Origin of the sequence: Komagataeibacter europaeus (genome assembly GCF_002173515.1) — a bacterium.
Lineage (GTDB): Bacteria > Pseudomonadota > Alphaproteobacteria > Acetobacterales > Acetobacteraceae > Komagataeibacter > Komagataeibacter europaeus.
This window is the reverse complement of record NZ_CP021467.1, coordinates 2,327,315-2,345,214: the sequence shown is the minus strand read 5'-3', so window position 1 is coordinate 2,345,214 and position 17,900 is coordinate 2,327,315. Positions and strand designations below refer to the sequence as shown.

The window sequence follows — 17,900 nt, the reverse complement described above, 5'->3', positions numbered from 1 at the left end:
CCGTCCCTAATGTATCGTGGGCTGGGGTATCTCGCTGTCGGTCATTACCTGTCGTGCCGCCGCGATGGCGGTATGAAGCTGCGCGTGGATGTTGACGGCGCTGATGACCGGGGTGATGCGATGGCGGTCCATGTCGGCCCGCAGGTAGGGGGTGACGCGGCCAAATACCACGGTCACATGCCGCGCCCGCAGGGTCGTGAACAGGTCACGCAGGTCGCTTGCGGCGGAAAAGTCGATATCCGTGATTGCACTGGCATCGATTACAAGACACCGGACGGGGGTCGGGGCATTGTCAACCAGCATCTGCACGTCATGCGCGAACCGCGTGGCGTTGGCATAGAACAGGTCGGCACAGAAGCGATAGACAATCAGTCCCGGCGCGGTCTGCTGTCCGGGTCTTACGTCATAGGGTTCCAGCAGGCCGGACTGCCCGTCCCGGCGCAGGATCATCGTATGGGGTTCGTAGCTGTGTCGCACATGGCGGAACAGCGACAGCGCGATGGCCAGGAAGATGCCCTGTTCCACCCCGATGCCCACGACAGCGGCGGCGGTCATCAGCGCCAGCCCGAATTCACCGGGGCTTTCGCGCCGGATGGCGACCATCGCCTGCAGGTCGATCATGCCCAGCGCCACGGTAAAGACGATGGATGCCAGCACGCAGCGCGGCAGGTACTGCAGCGGCGCGGTCAGAAACACCAGTACAAGCATCGTGACGATGGCAAATGTCAGCTGTGCAAGCTGGCTGCGCGCGCCTGCCCGTACGGCCATCGCGGTCTGGGTCGGGCTGCCGTTGACGGTGAATGTCCCGCTCAGCCCCGCCGCCGCGTTGGCGGCGCACAGGCCCAGTATGTCCGCGTTGTCATCCACCGGATCATGGAAGCGCAGGGCAAAGGCGCGTGATGTCGCGGCACTCTGCGCAATGATGACAAAAACGCATGATGTCGTGGCAGGCAGCAGCGCCAGCATGTCATTCCATGACACATCGGGTATGGACAGGCGGGGCAGGCCACCCACGATCGGGCCGATCGTCTCTATTCCGAACCGGGACAGGCCAAAGGTCATGCTGACCATGATCGTGCCCACCACGGTCACCAGCGCCAGTGGCGCACGTGGCGTCAGCCGGTCCCCCGTCATGATGATGGCCACGATGCCGGCGGACAGCAGCAGGGTCGGGATATTGACATGCGAAAGCTGCGCCAGTGTCTGGAACAGCTGTAGTAACGGGTTGTGCGCCGTGGTGGTAATGCCCAGCATGTCGCGCGTCATGGCCAGTGCGACCTGCACCCCCACCCCGGCAAGAAATCCCATAAGCACGGTGCGCGAAAGGAAATCCGCCAGAAAGCCCAGGCGGAACAGGCGTGCGACCAGCAGGAAGCCCGCGCTGAGCAGGGCAACCATGCTGACCAGCGCCATGTAATGCGTGCTGCCCGGTGTCGCCATGCGACCGACCGCACTGGAAAAAATGGCGGCGGTGGCGGAATCGGCTGCGACAACCAGATGTTTCGATGCCCCGAAACACGCGAATGCCACCAGTGGCAGCAGTACCGTGTACAGTCCCGTTACCGCAGGCATGGCGGCAATGCGCGTGTAGCCCAGAACCTGCGGAATGTTCATGGAGGCAAGCGACAGGCCGGCCAGGATATCATGCAGCCGGGCACGCAGCCCGTTGCGGGCGGGTACGCTGCCTGCCGTTGTCCCAGAGTCCGATCTGCCTGTTCCGGTCTGCATGACCAACACCGTCCATCATCCACACGACCGGACCGGCAACGCGCCAGCCTTTACAACGGTATGTGTTCAGTAGTGCCGGTCATATCCGGCAAAGATCGCGCGACTGGCAAGGGCAGGACCCTGACATCTGCCATGCTGGCACGCCTGTCACGACGGCATTGTGCTGGAGAAAGAGGCGAAAAATGAATTACTGATAAAAGTAATAATTTCTTTTTGTACTACATTTATTTCAAAAATTCGGTGTTTCCTGAAGTTTTTTTTGAGAAAAGATTCGCCGGAAATTTTTGCGAAAAACTTTCGATGGTCCGCTATTGCAGATGTTCGCTTTCGCTGTCCATGTCGTGCACCAGCGCCTGCGCCAGTGCCTGATGGGACTGGATCAGTCTGACGTTATCCTTGTCAAGCTTTGGCGTGTCTTTTGTCTTTTGCGGGGGCGCCTGGATCATGGCGTTTGTCATTTCGAACGTGGTCAGGCTCATGACAAAATCTTCCGCCGACATGCCATGTTCCTGCAGGATCGCCTGAAGCTGCGGCATGGCCTGCGTGCGCCGGATGGTGGTGGCCAGCGTCATGTTGGTGGTCTGGGTCGGAGGGGTGATGTTGGCCCGCCTGATCTGCCGGATCAGGGGCAACATACGGGCGAAAAAATCCTTGGGCAGCTTGTACTGCGCCACCTTGCGTATGTCCTGCTGGATTGCCTCATGCACCGCGCGCTGGATTTCCGCGCGCTGTTCCGCCGTGGGGCCGTGATGTTCTTCCGCCTGCTGCGCATGGGCCGGACGCAGGGTGCCGGGCAGGTGGAAGAAACCAAGCGCGCAGGCGCTGCCCACAAGCATGCCCCGCAGGGGAAAGGATGTCATCGGTCGCTCCATTTGCCCCGTCCGGGTCGGGAATCGCTGCGATCAGCATGGCTGACGTTCTGTTCATGCTGATTTTGCGGGACATACCCGTTCAGTCAATATGAATGCAAACGCGATGAGGGCGCCATTTCGCAGGCTGGCGGCGATTGCATGGCGCCAGACCGGTTGGGGTGGGTCTTCTGGCTATTCCGCCGTCCCGCGTGCGGTCCATTTTCATTCGGGATGACCTGGCCTGTCATGGTCAGGTGTTTCCAGCATGGTCGCAATCATCCCATACGCGGGCCTGTTCCACGCCCCATCTGGTTCTTGTGGTGGGTTTGACTGTTTTATCCGGCATGAATGTGAAGGTGATGCGGCCGGGATGACTTGCCGCATGTGCCCGATCCGTAATGCGCCCGCAGGGCCATGATTCCGCGCACTGTTTTTCGTGCAGGTGCAGTCCAGCATCAATGACCCGCGGCAGGATTTTCTGCATCCTGCCCCATGCACCACTTTTGCATGTGTCATCCTGAGCATGTTCATGGGCTAAGACATGGAGGCGGGGCAGCCTGCCTTCTGTCATGGAGTCGCCTTTGCGGACAACATGACAGGCGGGCGCATGTCAGGTCTCAAAACGCTGTCAGCGACCCGGGGGCGCCATGAATTCCGGCCCGACCGGATCCTTGATGCAGGTCTTGAGGATTGTGTCGATCTCGCGCAGGTCATCGGCGCTCAGGTGCCAGCCGATCGCGTCGGCCACTGCTGCGATCTGGTCCGGGCGGCGCGCGCCCCACAGGGCAATCGTCGGTCCCTGATCGAGTACCCAGCGAATGGCCAGCGCCAGAAGCGACTTGCCATGTTTCTCACGCGCGAAATCCTGCAACTGCCGCACGGCTTCCAGATACTGGGCAAAGCGGGGCGGCTGGAACTTGGGGTCCGCGCTGCGCAGGTCATCGGGACCGAATTTCGTCTGTGCCGTCATCTTGCCCGACAGCAGGCCACGACAGAGCGGACCATAGGCAAGGATGGTCAGGTCATGCTGGCGCGCATATGGCAGGATGTCATGTTCCATGCCACGCTCAAACAGGTTGTAAGGCGGCTGCACCGCAGCCAGCGGGGCGACCGCGCGGAAGGCATCCATCTCGGCGATGGTGAAGTTGCTTACGCCCAGCGCCAGTACCTTGCCCTCCTTGACCAGATCTTCCAGCGTACGGGCGGTTTCATCCATCGGCACGGCGGAATCAGGCCAGTGGACCTGATACAGGTCGATGTAATCGGTGCGCAGGCGGCGTAGTGAATCCTCGATTTCCTTGCGGATACGGGCCGGCGAGGTATTGCGGAACGGCTTGTGATCGTCCTTCCAGTCCAGCCCGACCTTGGTTGCGATCGCCACCTTGTCCCGCCGCCCGGCAAGGGCCTGCCCCACAATTTCCTCCGAATGGCCAAAGCCATAGACAGGTGCCGTATCGACCAGTGTTATGCCCAGATCAACAGCTTCCTGAATGGTGGCAATGGCGTTGCGGTCGTCCGGGCCGCCCCACATCCATCCGCCAATGGCCCATGTGCCAAGCGCAATACGCGAGACGGGATGTTTCAGCCCCCGGATTGTCGTGGTTTCCGTAACAGATGCCTGAGTCATGAATACGCTCCGTGTTCGTGAACCGGTCATGACGGCTGCAACCGCCATGTGTGCAACCGTGCCATAGCATGGGATGACGTGTTACCCGTCACCACAGGGCACAGCCATGCTTCCATCGTTAACGAGGTGAGTGCTGTTATATTTCCCTGGAAATACGGAAACATGCGTAAGGATCACGGCCTGCCGGGAGGTGGAAAGGAATATATTGAATAAATCGTGCAGTCATGGGCTTAAAATCGCCCCTGTTCAAAATAAAAATTCTTGATTTATTATATGCATTGATAAATTTATTTAAAAATAAATAAAATATAGCAAAAACAACAGATATATTATTTCTGTCGCCAGATTCGGCTTGCCGATGATTTCAGGGGATGCACAAAAGGACAGGCCGGATGGCGCCTTTTGAAAAAATATGTGGCGGACTCGAAAGGATTCGAACCTTCGACCTTCGCCTTCGGAGGGCGACGCTCTATCCAGCTGAGCTACGAGTCCACTTCCGCCTGCATACATCGGGATCAGGCTGAATGCCACCCCTGAAATCAGGAAAATTCATTGCGGCGCGACCCAGTCCATCCATCCCGGCAGGACAGGCAGGGGGGCCGCGCGTCCTTTCTGGTCGGCCATCCATGCGGCCGCCGCCATGTCCCCGCCCGAAGGCAGGAAGCTGTCGGGACTGACGATCCAGCTGGTCATGTCCGCCGTGACCCGGCCGGCGTCACGGCTGCGCAGCAGCAGGTGGTAGCCGCCGGGGATGTAGTCATGCCGCGTGTCCCGTGGCATGCGCCGCCAGGCCCGTGCCATGGCCGGGGCGGGAATGATCTGGTCATGGCCGCCATAGATCACCAGCACGCGCCCGTGCATGTGCGCATCCGCCTGCGCCGCGCGGTGCATGAGGTCTGTCAGCCCGGACAGCGCCACCGTGCTGGTGTCCCGCAGGGTCAGGGGGTCATAATACAGGCGCGCCAGGGCCAGCATGTCATCGGCCGCCGTGACATGGACAGGCAGTTCACGCCCGCTCAGCCGCCACCGGGGCGCCAGTGCGGCGATCAGGTGCGTGGTCGTGCGCGTACCGGTATCCAGATCCCATACCGCGGGGGCGAGCAGGATGTAGCCCGCCACGGGTGGCGTGTCGGCCTGTGACGCCAGCACGATGGCCAGCGCACCGCCCATGCTTTCCCCCATGACATATACGGGTACGCCGGGATGTTCGCGCCCGATCGTGGCCAGAAGGCTGGATGCGGTGCGCAGCAGGACGTCCGTTCCCGCCCATCCGCCACGCTGCGCCGTCTGGCCAAAACCGGGCAGGTCGGGGGCAATGACGGTCATGCCTGCCGCATTCAGTGCGGGGGCAGGGTGTTCCCATGCATCGCGGCTGTCATTGAAGCCATGCAGTGCAAGGATGACGGCGCGTTCCGCCCCCCGTGCAGGCCAGATCCGCAGCGGCACCGTGCCCACGCCTGCAATCGTGACCGTCCGGTCCGCAGGAATCAGGCGGGCAAGATCCGGGTGACGGGCCGGTGCCGCCGGGGGTGGGGCTTCACGCGTGGTGCAGGCTGCCAGCATCACAAAAAGCACTGGATAAAGCAGGCGTGACAGGCGAATGTTTGAAAGCACGGCAATCCTGCGTATCATCATGGACAAGCGCATGGTCCGCCCGCGGGCGGACATGCAAACCAAAGCCGGACAACAACCCGAGGCCCGTCAAAATGCAAGCCCTGTCCCACGATCCCGTCCCGCACCCCCGTCTGGGTACGATTGAAACCATCGTTGTCGATTCGCGTACCCTGTCCTGTGACGGGGGGCTTGGCGCGCTGGGACACCCGCGGGTTTTCCTGCGTATCGGCCATCACCAGACATTCTGTCCCTACTGCTCGCGGCTGTTCGTGCTCAGCCCCGATGCGCCGGCGGACGCCGGTCACTGATCGCATCCTGATACATGTCCAGCGACAAGCAGGTTCACCTGATCCTGGTGGATGGTTCGGGCTTCATTTTCCGCGCCTTCCACGCACTACCCCCCATGACCAGCCCCGACGGCACGCCCGTCAATGCGGTGTATGGTTTTTCGAACATGCTGTCGCGCCTGCTGCGCGAACATGCAGGTACCCATCTGGCGGTCATATTCGATGCGGGACGCCATACCTTCCGCAATGACCTGTATGGTGAATACAAGGCCCACCGCCCCGAACCGCCGGAGGAACTGCGCCCGCAGTTCAGCCTTGTGCGCGATGCGACAGCCGCCTTCGGCGTGCCGGCGCTGGAGGAAGCGGGCTGGGAAGCCGATGACCTGATCGCGGCCTATGCCCGCAAGGCGACCGATGCGGGCGGGCAGTGCACCATCTATTCATCCGACAAGGACCTGATGCAGCTTGTCCGTCCCGGCGTGATGATGATGGACCCGATCAAGAACCGCCCGATCGGCGTGAAGGAGGTCGAGGCCAAATTCGGCGTTGCGCCCGACCGGGTGGCGCAGGTGCAGGCCCTGATTGGCGATCCGGTGGACAACGTGCCCGGCGTGCCGGGCATCGGTCCCAAGACCGCATCGGCGCTAATGGCGGAATACGGGTCGCTGGACGCCATACTGGCAGGCGCTGAAAGCATGAAGGCGTCCAAGCGGCGCGATAACCTGCTGGCCCATGCCGACATGGCGCGCCTGTCGCTGCAACTGGTGACGCTTCGTGAAGACGCGCCATGCCCCGAACCCCTGTCCGACCTTGCCTGCTGCGATGTGGACATGGAACGTCTGGGCGCATGGCTGTCGGACATGGGTTTTTCGTCACTGCTGCAGCGCATGGGGTTCAAGGCGAAGCCGCGCCCGCGCATTTCCGCCCATGTCACACCGGCCGGGCTCAGTCAGCCTGCGGGGGAACTGCCCCCCATCCCGCCCGAACCCTATGGCCCGTATGAAACGGTGACCGATCCCGAAGTGCTGCGGAAATGGGTGGAACAGGCCCGCGCCAGCGGGGTCTGCGCGGTGGATACGGAAACCGACGGGCTTGATCCGTTGACCGCGCCGCTGGTCGGCATCTCGCTTGCCCCGCAATGTGGCCGCGCGTGCTATATCCCGCTCAGTCATCAGGTGGACCTGATGGACAGCCTTGGCACGCCCCAGATGCCGGTGGCAACGGCGCTGGAAATCCTTGAACCGCTGTTTGCCGACCCGTCGGTGCTCAAGGTCTTCCAGAACGCCAAATTCGACCTGCTGGTGCTGACACAGGCGGGCAGCGTCCAGCCCGCGCCGATTGATGACACCATGCTGATTTCCTATGCCCAGTCGGCGGGAAAGCATGGGCAGGGCATGGATGAGCTTTCGCGCCTGACACTTGACCACACACCCATCCCCTATGACGAGGTGACGGGCACGGGCCGCAACCGGGTGGTGTTTTCCAAGGTGGATATCGCGCGCGCCACGCCGTACGCGGCGGAGGATGCGGATGTGACCCTGCGGCTGTGGCAGGTGCTCCGGCCGCAACTGCGCACCAACCACGCGCTGGCGCTGTATGAGGAAATGGAGCGCCCGCTGGTACCGATCCTGGCGGATATGGAGCGCGCGGGCATTGCGGTCGATGCCAATGACCTGCGCGCCATGTCCACCGAATTCGCGCAGCGCATGGCCGTGATCGAGGCCGAGATCCACAAGCTGGCCGGGCGTGACTTCAATGTCGGCTCCCCCAAGCAGCTGGGGGAAATCCTGTTTGATGAAATGGGCCTGCCCGGTGGCAAGCGCACCAAGGCGGGGGCATGGGGCACGGATTCATCGGTGCTGCAGGACCTGGCGGACCAGGGACATGACCTGCCTGCCCGGATTCTGGCATGGCGGCAGCTGGCCAAGCTGAAAAGCACCTATGCCGATGCGCTGCTCAACCAGATCAATCCGGCGACGGGGCGCGTGCACACATCGTTCCAGATGGCGGTGACGACAACGGGCCGCCTGTCATCGAATGATCCCAACCTGCAGAACATTCCCATCCGCACGGAGGAAGGCGGGCGTATCCGCCGGGCCTTTGTCGCAGCCCCCGGCAATGTCCTGGTCTCGGCCGATTATTCCCAGATCGAACTACGGCTTCTGGCGGATGTGGCGGACATCCCCGCCCTGCGTGAAGCATTCGCGCTGGGGCAGGACATCCATGCCCGCACGGCGTCCGAAGTGTTCGGTATCCCGATCGAAGGCATGGACCCGCTGACGCGCAGGCGCGCCAAGGCGATCAATTTCGGCATCATCTACGGCATCAGCGCCTTCGGGCTGGGCCGCCAGCTTGGCATTCCCCCCGGGGAGGCACGGGGCTACATCGACGCCTATTTCGCCCGTTACCCCGGCATCCGCGATTACATGGAGCGCGTGAAGGCCGAAGCGCGGGCGAAGGGATATGTCACCACGCCCTTCGGCCGCCGGTGCTGGGTTCCGGGCATTGGTGACAAAAGCGCCGTGCGCCGCAACTATGCCGAGCGCCAGGCCATCAACGCCCCGTTGCAGGGGGGGGCGGCTGACATCATCAAACGTGCCATGGTGCGAATTCCTGCCGCCCTTTCGGATGCGGGGCTTGACGGACGCATGCTCCTTCAGGTCCATGACGAACTTGTGTTCGAGGTGCGCAAGGATGATGCCGATCGTCTGGCAGCCCTCGTCAGGCAGGTCATGGAATCCGCAGCCACCCTTTCGGTGCCGCTGGTCGTGGAAACCGGGACCGGAACGAATTGGGCGGATGCACACTGATGATGCGAAATGAACGGGACCGGTTCTTTGTTATTGTAGGGCTGGTCATACTCGCGGTTTCCTCGATTGCCGGATATTTCGGCTACCGTTATTCCAGCAATGCCCCCGTGCCGCTGACCACTTATGGCAACCCGGTTGGTGGTTCATTCCGGTTGATCAACGGGGCCGACGGGTCGGTGATGGATACCGATTTCCGCGGGCGGTGGATGATGATCTATTTTGGTGACACCCATTGCCCCGATACGGTCTGTGGCGCCACCGTCAAGGCGATGGCCGACGGGGTGGAGGCACTGGGCCGTGACCGCGCGCATCTGGTGGTGCCTATTTTCATTTCCCTTGATCCCATGCGTGATACGACGGAGGTGCTGCGGACCTATGCCCTGCGCTTCGGCACGCATGTCACGGTCATGACGGGATCGCCCAAGATGCTGCAGGCGGTGGCGAAGGAATACCATGCCCCTTATGTCCGCCATGACGGGGAAAATGGCGAATACAGCATGGAACCCGCCACCCAGATCGTGATCATGTCACCCACCGGGCGGTATGCAGGCAGCCTGCCGTCCACCGCCACGGCGGCGGATGTCACCGCGCGCATGACGGACCTCATGAACGCGCCGGGCAAACACTGAAAACAACAGGACCGCGCATGAAGGCATCATGGCAGGCATCTGGCGCGGTCCTTCTCCTCCTGCTGGGGGTGGCATTGCACGGCCTGCCCGCCCGTGCGGCTGATGGCACGCAGGGCAGTCCCCACCGTGGCGGCACATTGCGGCTGACAGCGGTCAGTGCAGCCGGGACACTGGACCCGCAGATCAATTACAGCAGCCAGTACATGCAGCTTATGGGCGTCATGTATGATGGCCTGCTGACCTATCCCAAGCTGGAAGGCCCGGCCGGGGCGCAGGTTGTGCCCGACCTGGCGCAGTCCATGCCCGAACGGCTGGATGACGGGCGCACATGGGTGTTCACCCTGCGCGACGGTATCCGTTTTTCCGATGGGACACCCCTGACCGTGGCCGATGTGGCGGCGTCCCTGCAACGGCTGTTCCGCGTTGGCTCCCCTACGGCGGGGTCGTTTTACGGCGGGATCGTGGGGGCGGATGCATGCCTGCATGATCCCGCCCATTGCACGCTGGCCGGTGGGGTGGAAACGGATGCGGCCACCCGGCGCATCACCATTCACCTGACCGCGCCGGATTCCGAATTCCCGCAGAAGATCGCTTTCGGGCATGCGGTCGTCCTGCCTGCCAGCACGCCCGCCCATGACCTGGGCGAGGTCGCGGCACCTGCGACGGGTCCATATCGCATCGTGTCTTCCATCCCCGACCGGGGCATGCGGCTGGAACGCAATCCCTATTTTCATGAATGGAGCGAGGCCGCCCAGCCCGATGGGTATGTCGATGCCATACAGTATGACTATGGCCTGTCGGAAGAAGATGCCGTCACGGCAGTCGAACGGGGGCAGTATGACTGGATGGCGGGACTGAAGCCGCTGGACCGGCTGGGGGAAATCGGCGGGCGATATACAGCGCAGGTTCACGTCTATCCGCTGTACGGCCTCATGTACATGCCCATGAATGTCAATATCCCGCCCTTTGATGATATCCGGGCCCGGCAGGCGGTCAATTACGCGCTGGACCGGCGCGCCATGACCATCCTGTATGGTGGATCGGGCATTGCCGCCCCGCTATGCCGCATGGTGCCCCCCGGCCTTCTGCCCGGTGACGGGCAGTGCGCATGGACCGAAGGTGCGGACCCCGACCACCCGGCCCCGCGCTGGACGCGTCCCGATATGGCGCGCGCACGTCAGCTTGTGCGTGAAAGCGGGACAGCAGGACAGGACGTGACCCTGATCGTCCCGGCCACCGCCATGGATACCAGCATGGGTACCTACCTGCGCGACATGCTGCAGGATATTGGCTATCACGCGCACCTGCATCCACTTTCGCCGGCCATGGAGCTGGCCTATGCCCAGAACAGCGCCAATCATGTCCAGATCAGCCTTATGGGATGGTACGCGGATTACGTATCCCCATCCAATTTCGTGGATACGCTGTTTGACTGTGACAATTTCCATCCCGGTTCCGACAGTTCGATCAACATGTCGGGGCTGTGTGATGCAGGGGTCCAGACGCTGGTGGCGCGCATCCGGCACGAACATGATCCGCAGGTGATGCAGGGCCTGTGGCAGCAGGTGGATGACCGCATCACCCGGCTTGCCGCCGCCGCGCCCATGATCAGCATAAGCTATGTGGATCTGGTCTCGCCCCGGTTGGGAAACTATTTTTCCACGCGTCTGTACCACATGACGTTTTCGCGCGTGTGGGTAAAATAAGCGATTGTTTGAAATCAACACGTTGATGAAAATAAAGGTTTTTTGGGTATCGTCTTTTTCAGGGAGGCGATGTTTCCTGAAGCTTCCTGAAAAAGCGGCACCAGAAACATTCCTATGACCGCTGATGCGTTCCGGGTGGGTCTGTCAGACAGCTTTCCGGAACGGCAGCAGGCATTAAAAAACCCCGCCGGGAGACCGGCGGGGCATAAGCAGGGGAAACGGTCCCTGGATCAGAGCATGGACTTCGCGCGGGCTTCAACCTTCGCACAGGCCTGCTTGCGGATGTCAGCCGATGCATCTTCCAGCGAGATCGGCGCCTTGCCACCCACCTTCAGCAGGCCGGTCGAACCGTCGGCATAGGACATGTTGCCCTTCTGGTTGGACGGCACGTCGTTCGTCTTCTTGTTGAACGCCGCCAGCACGGGCCACGCTTCGGACGCGGTCAGGTAATTGGACTGGATGCAGTAGTTCATGATGCCGCCCAGATCAGCGGGCTTTGCCGAGGCCACGGCCGAGTACACCGTTTCAGCGGACAGGGAGCCGGGCTTGATCGCCTCGACCTGGTTGGCGACGCCTGCGCCGGTCGGGGGCGAGATTTCAGCGGCATGGGCCGCAAGCGGCGCGACTGCCATGATTGTGGCGAACGCACCGGCAGACAGGACGCGACTGAACGACACCATATTGATTTTCCTTACCTTGTTTAGCAGGCAGGGTAGGAACCCGACCCCGCCATTTGTAAATCTGTGTGTCAAACATAACACGATGTGGCAGTTCGGTACCCGTGCGACTGATATGTCTGGCATTCGGCTTTTCGATATATAGTACCCTTGTCCATTCGGGCCTGCGTCCCATAAACCCCTGTTGTCTGGCGGTATTTCCCCCTGTCGCATGCCATGGGCGGGGTGCGGGCGTGGAAGACATCCTTCGTCAAGAAGTCGTGAGGAAGCTTAACGCAGCGCTTCCGGCGCATGGAAACCGCCATCCGGGCGCAATGGACATTGAGTCCGCCCCGACTTCGTGGGAATGCTGGACCATACGTGGCCCTAACCCTGTGCACGGGATCAACATGCAGCATTTGCGCCTTCTCCTGAAAGATGTCTGGTATCTCACCCGTCCCTATTTTGTGTCCGAGGACAAGAAATGGGCATGGGGCCTGCTGGTGGCGGTACTGGTCCTGACCTTTTCCATGGTGGGGCTGGACCTGCTGCAGTCGTTCTCGCGCAATGTCTATTACACGGCCCTGCAGCAGCGCGACGCCACGACCTTCCTGCGTGGCCTGTTCTGGTATGTGCATAACCAGGAAGGCTTCGTGCTGGGCTTTTTCATCATCACCATTCCCGCGGTGCTGTGCAGTATCTATGCCACTTACCTGCAGCAGATGCTGGGCCTGCGCTGGCGGCGGTGGCTGACACAGCGCATGACGCGGCAGTGGATGGAAAACCAGACCTATTTCCGCATCGCCATCACCACGTCCGGGCTGGAAGCAGGCGCGGACAACCCCGACCAGCGCATACAGGAAGACCTGAACAGCTTTGTCACCGATACGCTGACGCAGTTCATCAACCTGCTGTCCAATATCGTGACGCTGTTCAGTTATGTCGGCCTGCTGTGGGCGCTGTCCGGCCCGCTGGAGGTCCTGGGCTTTTCCATACCCGGCTATTTCTTCTGGGCCGCGTTGATCTATTCTGTGATGGCGACGTGGGTGACCCATCTTGCAGGGCACAAGCTGGCGGGGCTGCAGTTTTTCCAGCAGCGCGCCGAAGCCGATTTCCGCTACAGCCTTGTCCATGTCCGCAACAATGCCGAAGGGATCGCCCTGTACCGTGGCGAGGCGGAGGAACAGGCCGGGCTCAACCGTTCCTTTTCGCAGGTGTACGGCAATTTCCTTGTCATCATGCGCCGGACCAAGTGGCTGGGGCTGCTGACGACGGGGCTGGAGGTGGTGTCGGGCAATTTCGCGCTGCTGATCGGTTCGATCCGGTATTTCGCAGGAAAGATGACGTTCGGCACGCTCATGCAGCTGGTCATGGCGTTTTCACGTGTGCAGGGGGCGCTGGGCTGGCTGTCCACATCCTATGCCTCGCTTACGACATGGCATGCGGAGGTCGCGCGTCTGGCCACCTTCCAGCGCGTGATGGATCGTGCGCAGGCCATGCGTGACAGGGTTACGGTCGTGCCCGCTGCCGCGAATGCGAGCCTGCAGGTCAGCGGGCTGGACGTATTCCGTCCCGATGGCGCGGCGCTGCTGCGTAATGTCAGCTTCACGCTGGAACATGGGCAGATGACGGTGGTGACCGGTCCGTCGGGTACCGGCAAGTCCACGCTGTTCCGCGTGCTGGCGGGGATCTGGCCGTTCGCCACCGGCACCATCACGCAGCCGGACGTGGCGATGATGTTCGTCCCGCAGCGGCCCTATGTGCCCACCGGCACGCTGCACCGGGCGGTAACCTATCCCGCCGGGGTCGACGCCTATCCGGAAGCGGATGTGATTGCGGCCCTGCAGCAGGTCGGGCTGGGCCAGCTTGCGCCGCGTATCGAAAGCGAGGAAGCGTGGGGGCAGATCCTCTCGCCGGGTGAACTCCAGCGTCTGGCCTTTGCGCGTATCATACTGGCGCGGCCGGGCTGGGTGTTCCTTGACGAATCAACCTCCAACCTTGATGCGGCATCGGAGGCGGCGCTGTACGCGCTGCTGCGTCAGGCCTGTCCGGACATGACGGTTGTCTCCATCACGCATCGGGAATCGGTGGTGGCGATGCATGTCAACCGTGTGGACCTGTCCCCCTTTGCCGTTGCCGCCCCCGAGGGCAGCGAGAGGCGCGTCAGCGCGTCCCCTGCATCGCCGTGACCATGAGGTCGGTATTGTGGCGCATCATGGCGATGTAGTCCGGTGCGGGACCACCGGGCGGGGACAGGGCTTCGGCATACAGTTCCCCGCCGGGCCGGGTGCCGGTCGCCCGCGCCACCTGCTGGACCATGCGGGGATCGGCGGCGTTTTCCATGAAATAGGTGGTGACGCCCGTCTGCCGGATCTGCCGGATCAGGGCGGCGATATCCCCGGCTGATGCTTCCGTCTCGGTCGAAAGGCCCTGCGGCGCCATGAAGGTCAGGCCATAGGTCCGGCCGAAATAGCCAAAGGCGTCATGGCTGGTCAGGATACGCCGGCGGTCGGCCGGTATGGTGGCGATGCGGTCGCGGATGTCGCGGTCAAGTGCGCGCAGCTGCGTGACATAGGCGGCGGCCGAGGCGCGGAAACTGTCGGCATCCGCCGGGTCTATGGCGATCAGGGCGTCACGGATGTTGTTGGTCCAGATGATGACATTGGGCACGCTGTTCCAGACATGCGGGTCCGTTTCCGCCTGTTGCAGGCCCGGCGGGGTGTAGATGCTGATCCCGTTGGACACGATGACGGGCGTGCCATGGTAACCCGCCGCGTGGGCCAGCCGGCTGAACCAGCTTTCCAGTCCCTCGCCACTCATGAACACGATATCGGCCTGGCGTAGCTGGCGGGCGTCATCGGGGGAGGGTTCGAATTCATGCGGGTCGCCATCGGGGGGCACCAGTGACGTGACATGCACATGCGTGCCCCCTACATGCGCCACCACATCAGCCAGCACGGTAAAACTTGCGACCGCCTGGACCGTATGGGGCAGGGGGGCCGCACGGGCAGGCATGATGGACAGGACCCCGCAAAGGCCCAGCAGGCAGGACAGGCGGCGCATCGGCGCGAACTCCATTAAAAAAGACGGCATTTTTTCGGGGCTTTCTGAAAAAGCTTCACCAAAAACTTTTAATTTTCAGGATGTTTCATGAACGTGGCGCCCCGCGCGAAGTCCCGTGGGCGACATGACAAGGGAAAGGATATAAAGCACGCTGCACGTCAGGATGATCGATGGTCCCGCCGCCAGCCGGTAGTGATAGGACACCAGCAGCCCGATCAGTCCCGCCGCCATGCCCGTTGCGGCAGACAGCACCATCATGGGCAGCAGCCGGCGCGTCCATAGCCGCGCGGTCGCGGCGGGCACCATCATCATGCCCACCGACATGAGGGTGCCAAGCGCCTCGAACCCCGCCACAAGGTTGATGACCACGAGGAACAGGAACACCATGTGATAAATGCCGCCGCGCCCGCCGGTCATGCGCATGAAGCCGGGATCGACACATTCCATGACCAGTGGCCGCCAGATGATGGACAGCATGACGATGCTGAGCGTCGTGATGCCACCCATCAGGCACAGCGCCGATGCGTCAATGCCCAGAATGGTGCCGAACAGTACATGCAGCAGGTCGATATTCGACCCCCGCGCGGAAACGATCAGCACGCCCAGCGCCAGTGACGTCAGGTAAAAGCTGGCGAAGCTGGCGTCTTCGGCAAGCTGGGTCCGCCTGCTGACCAGACCGGCCAGCAGCGCAACACCCAGCCCCGCCGCGATCCCCCCGATCCCCATGGCCGTCAGCGACAGGCCGCCCGCCAGCAGGAAACCGATGGCGGCCCCGGGCAGGATCGCATGGCTCATCGCATCGCCAATCAGGCTCATGCGGCGCAGTTGCAGCATCACGCCAACCGGCCCGGCCCCCATGCCAAGCGTCATGGACGCCACCAGCGCGCGGCGCATGAAACCGAAGGACGCAAACGGATCCCATAATGCGGACAGGATGCTCATGATGGCATGTCCGTCCACCTGTCCCGTGTCCCGCCATAGGCGCGCTGCAGGATTACAGGGGTCAGGATGTCCGGGGTCCGGCCCCATGTCGCCTGTCCGCCATGCAGCAGCACGACATCGGGGAAGCAGGTACGGATCTGGTGGATGTCATGCAGCACGGCAATGATGGTGCGGCCCTGCGCATGCCATTCGCATACCAGTTCCAGCAGGTCCCGTGTCGTGGGCGCATCCAGCGCGGTAAAGGGTTCGTCCAGCACGATGACGCGTGCATCGGTCATCAGCAGCCGGGCGAACAGCAGGCGCTGGAACTGCCCGGCCGACAGGGCGGCGATCATGCGCTGCGCCTGCCCGCCAAGGTTGACGCGCTGCAATGCGCTGGCCGCGCGCAGGCGCACCGCCCGCCCCGCCCCGCCAAAAAATCCTGTCTGCTGCCATGCGCCACCCAGCACCATGTCGGTAACGCTTATGGGAAACCCCCGGTCAATGATCCGGGCCTGCGGCAGATAGCCGAAATCACGTGGGCCAAGGCCCCCGCGCGTGAGCGTGCCATGCGCCAGCGGCACTTCACCAAGGATGGCGCGCAGCAGGGTGGACTTGCCCGTGCCGTTGGCGCCTGCAATGGCGGTCATGCTGCCGGGACGGAAACTGCCGGTCACGTGTTGCCATACTGTCTGTCCCCCCATCATGGCCCCCGCATCTTCCAGCCGGATCGTGCCGGTGGTCGTCCCGACGGTCATGGGATGGAGATGGCCCACGCGATCAGCCCCCACAATACGCCGCACGGCACGGTCATGCAGGCCAGACGCTGCCACCATGCACGCGCCATCCATGTGATGGGCAGCGGGGCAGGTGATGTAGCGGGGGTGGGATGCTGCATGGCTGTCCGGTTGTCTTGGTCCGTGGACGGGGTGGCGACAGGAAAGGAAAGCGGCATGGGAACCCAAAGTGTTATAATATAACATATTCTTATATCATCGCCTTGCCTACCGTCAAGGGAAGGCGGCATGGTGTCGCCCCACACCATGAACAGGCAGGGCAGGACGGATGACATTTCATACATGGCTGCTGTTTGCCGCCACTGCCTTTGTATTGTCCGCCATGCCGGGGCCGAACATGATGCACGTCATGTCAACCAGCATCCGGTACGGATTGCTGCGTAGCGTGGGCGTCATGACGGGCTGCATGCTGGCCATTGTACTGGTGGTCATCGCCTCGCTTGCGGGCATGGCGGGCATACTGGTGGCGTCACCACGCCTGTTCATGGTGCTGCGGGTGATCGGGGCGGCGTACCTGGTGTTTCTGGGCGTCCGGGTATGGCGTGCGCGTGATGTGGCGGACAGTGACGGGGCGGATATGGGCTGCGTGCCCGCTGTGACCATGCGGGCGCTGTTTCGTGACGGCTTCCTGACCGGGATCAGCAATCCCAAGCTGCTGCTGTTCGCCGCGGCCTTCCTGCCGCAGTTTATCAATCCGGCCGCGCCACGCATGCCGCAATATGTCACGCTGGTGATGACATTCGCGATGGTGGAAGTGTTCTGGTACGTGGTCTATGCCAGCGGTGGACGTGTCCTGTCCGTATGGCTGCGTACGCCGGAGGTGCATCGGATTTTCTGCCTTGTGACCGGACTCGTGTTTATCGGGTTCGGGGCCATGCTGCTCCTGACGCAGGTATAGGTATCGCAGGTCGGCCCTGTACGTGCGGTTGCAGGGTATGATGCCGTCCGTGGCTGTTGGCCTGGTACTGTCTGAAAACAACTCCCTGACTGATATAAATAAAAGTCTCTGGGTGCTGCCTTTTTTTAAAGGTGGTGTTCTTTCGAAGCTTTCTGGAAATATTCATCAAAAACTTCTTTATGGTTGGCAGGATATTTCAAGGCGTCTGTTTGCCGCAGTCGTTCTGCATTGTTACCGCGCCGGTATTGCCTGGCGTGATCTGCCTGTCCGGTTCGGGGACTGGAAGAATGTGCATGGGCGGTCGCCCTGTCCC

Annotated in this window: 14 protein-coding genes, 1 tRNA gene and 1 pseudogene; 7 read left to right on the top strand and 9 right to left on the bottom strand. The window is 62.1% G+C overall.

Features of this window, described 5'->3' with window-relative positions; genetic code table 11:
- Positions 1-6: 6 nt before the first annotated feature.
- The 5 genes from S101446_RS10810 to S101446_RS10785 all read right to left on the bottom strand — a co-directional run bounded on the left by S101446_RS10810 (position 7) and on the right by S101446_RS10785 (position 5,874).
- The gene (locus S101446_RS10810; RefSeq protein WP_087608350.1) at positions 7-1,728 is read right to left on the bottom strand and encodes a SulP family inorganic anion transporter; all 1,722 of its coding nucleotides are present in this window, start codon (positions 1,726-1,728) and stop codon (positions 7-9) included.
- Positions 1,729-2,036: 308 nt separating this feature from the next.
- Complete coding sequence (locus S101446_RS10805) at positions 2,037-2,588, bottom strand: hypothetical protein (protein ID WP_010511026.1); 552 nt, start codon at positions 2,586-2,588, stop codon at positions 2,037-2,039.
- A 619-nt stretch (positions 2,589-3,207) separates the two neighbouring features.
- Positions 3,208-4,206, bottom strand: a complete 999-nt coding sequence (locus tag S101446_RS10795) for an aldo/keto reductase (protein WP_048849500.1) — start codon at positions 4,204-4,206, stop codon at positions 3,208-3,210.
- A gap of 415 nt (positions 4,207-4,621) precedes the next feature.
- Positions 4,622-4,698: transfer RNA gene (locus S101446_RS10790), tRNA-Arg, on the bottom strand.
- Between the two features lie 57 nt (positions 4,699-4,755).
- Positions 4,756-5,874, bottom strand: a complete 1,119-nt coding sequence (locus tag S101446_RS10785) for an alpha/beta fold hydrolase (RefSeq protein WP_087608348.1) — start codon at positions 5,872-5,874, stop codon at positions 4,756-4,758.
- A gap of 38 nt (positions 5,875-5,912) precedes the next feature.
- Here S101446_RS10785 and S101446_RS10780 point away from each other — a divergent pair, with 38 nt between their 5' ends.
- Genes S101446_RS10780 through S101446_RS10765 form a run of 4 tightly spaced genes read left to right on the top strand, consistent with a single transcriptional unit; the run spans position 5,913 to position 11,252 of the window.
- Entirely contained in the window at positions 5,913-6,128 is a 216-nt protein-coding gene (locus tag S101446_RS10780; RefSeq protein WP_019085369.1) for a zinc-finger domain-containing protein, read from the top strand.
- Positions 6,129-6,142: 14 nt separating this feature from the next.
- Entirely contained in the window at positions 6,143-8,917 is a 2,775-nt protein-coding gene (gene polA / locus S101446_RS10775; RefSeq protein ID WP_087608347.1) for a DNA polymerase I, read from the top strand.
- A complete protein-coding gene (locus S101446_RS10770) occupies positions 8,917-9,546 on the top strand; it encodes an SCO family protein (protein WP_010511039.1) in 630 nt (209 codons plus the stop codon). The genes polA and S101446_RS10770 overlap by 1 nt, the downstream gene beginning before the upstream one ends.
- 17 nt (positions 9,547-9,563) lie before the next feature.
- Positions 9,564-11,252 (top strand): ABC transporter substrate-binding protein, encoded by a 1,689-nt coding sequence (locus S101446_RS10765; RefSeq protein WP_087608346.1) that lies wholly within the window; start codon positions 9,564-9,566, stop codon positions 11,250-11,252.
- Between the two features lie 230 nt (positions 11,253-11,482).
- Here S101446_RS10765 and S101446_RS10760 read toward each other — a convergent pair whose 3' ends face one another.
- Positions 11,483-11,932, bottom strand: coding sequence for a DUF2501 domain-containing protein (locus S101446_RS10760; protein ID WP_010511043.1), 450 nt, complete (start codon positions 11,930-11,932; stop codon positions 11,483-11,485).
- A 386-nt stretch (positions 11,933-12,318) separates the two neighbouring features.
- Here S101446_RS10760 and S101446_RS10755 point away from each other — a divergent pair, with 386 nt between their 5' ends.
- The gene (locus tag S101446_RS10755; RefSeq protein ID WP_208620515.1) at positions 12,319-14,097 is read left to right on the top strand and encodes an ABC transporter ATP-binding protein/permease; all 1,779 of its coding nucleotides are present in this window, start codon (positions 12,319-12,321) and stop codon (positions 14,095-14,097) included.
- Here the strand turns inward: S101446_RS10755 and S101446_RS10750 are convergent.
- The 3 genes from S101446_RS10750 to S101446_RS10740 all read right to left on the bottom strand — a co-directional run bounded on the left by S101446_RS10750 (position 14,072) and on the right by S101446_RS10740 (position 16,728).
- Positions 14,072-14,971 carry a metal ABC transporter solute-binding protein, Zn/Mn family gene (locus S101446_RS10750; protein WP_010511047.1) on the bottom strand — a complete coding sequence of 300 codons (900 nt, stop codon included), beginning with the start codon at positions 14,969-14,971 and terminating at the stop codon, positions 14,072-14,074. The genes S101446_RS10755 and S101446_RS10750 overlap by 26 nt on opposite strands.
- A 75-nt stretch (positions 14,972-15,046) precedes the next feature.
- A complete protein-coding gene (locus S101446_RS10745) occupies positions 15,047-15,913 on the bottom strand; it encodes a metal ABC transporter permease (protein ID WP_087608345.1) in 867 nt (288 codons plus the stop codon).
- Positions 15,910-16,728, bottom strand: coding sequence for a metal ABC transporter ATP-binding protein (locus tag S101446_RS10740; RefSeq protein WP_026018545.1), 819 nt, complete (start codon positions 16,726-16,728; stop codon positions 15,910-15,912). The genes S101446_RS10745 and S101446_RS10740 overlap by 4 nt, the downstream gene beginning before the upstream one ends.
- A gap of 229 nt (positions 16,729-16,957) precedes the next feature.
- Between S101446_RS10740 and S101446_RS10735 the strand changes: the two genes are divergently transcribed.
- Entirely contained in the window at positions 16,958-17,587 is a 630-nt protein-coding gene (locus S101446_RS10735; RefSeq protein ID WP_087608344.1) for a LysE family translocator, read from the top strand.
- A 202-nt stretch (positions 17,588-17,789) separates the two neighbouring features.
- Positions 17,790-17,888, top strand: a pseudogene (locus S101446_RS17740) (IS5/IS1182 family transposase); the annotation flags it as partial.
- Between the last annotated feature and the right edge of the window lie 12 nt (positions 17,889-17,900).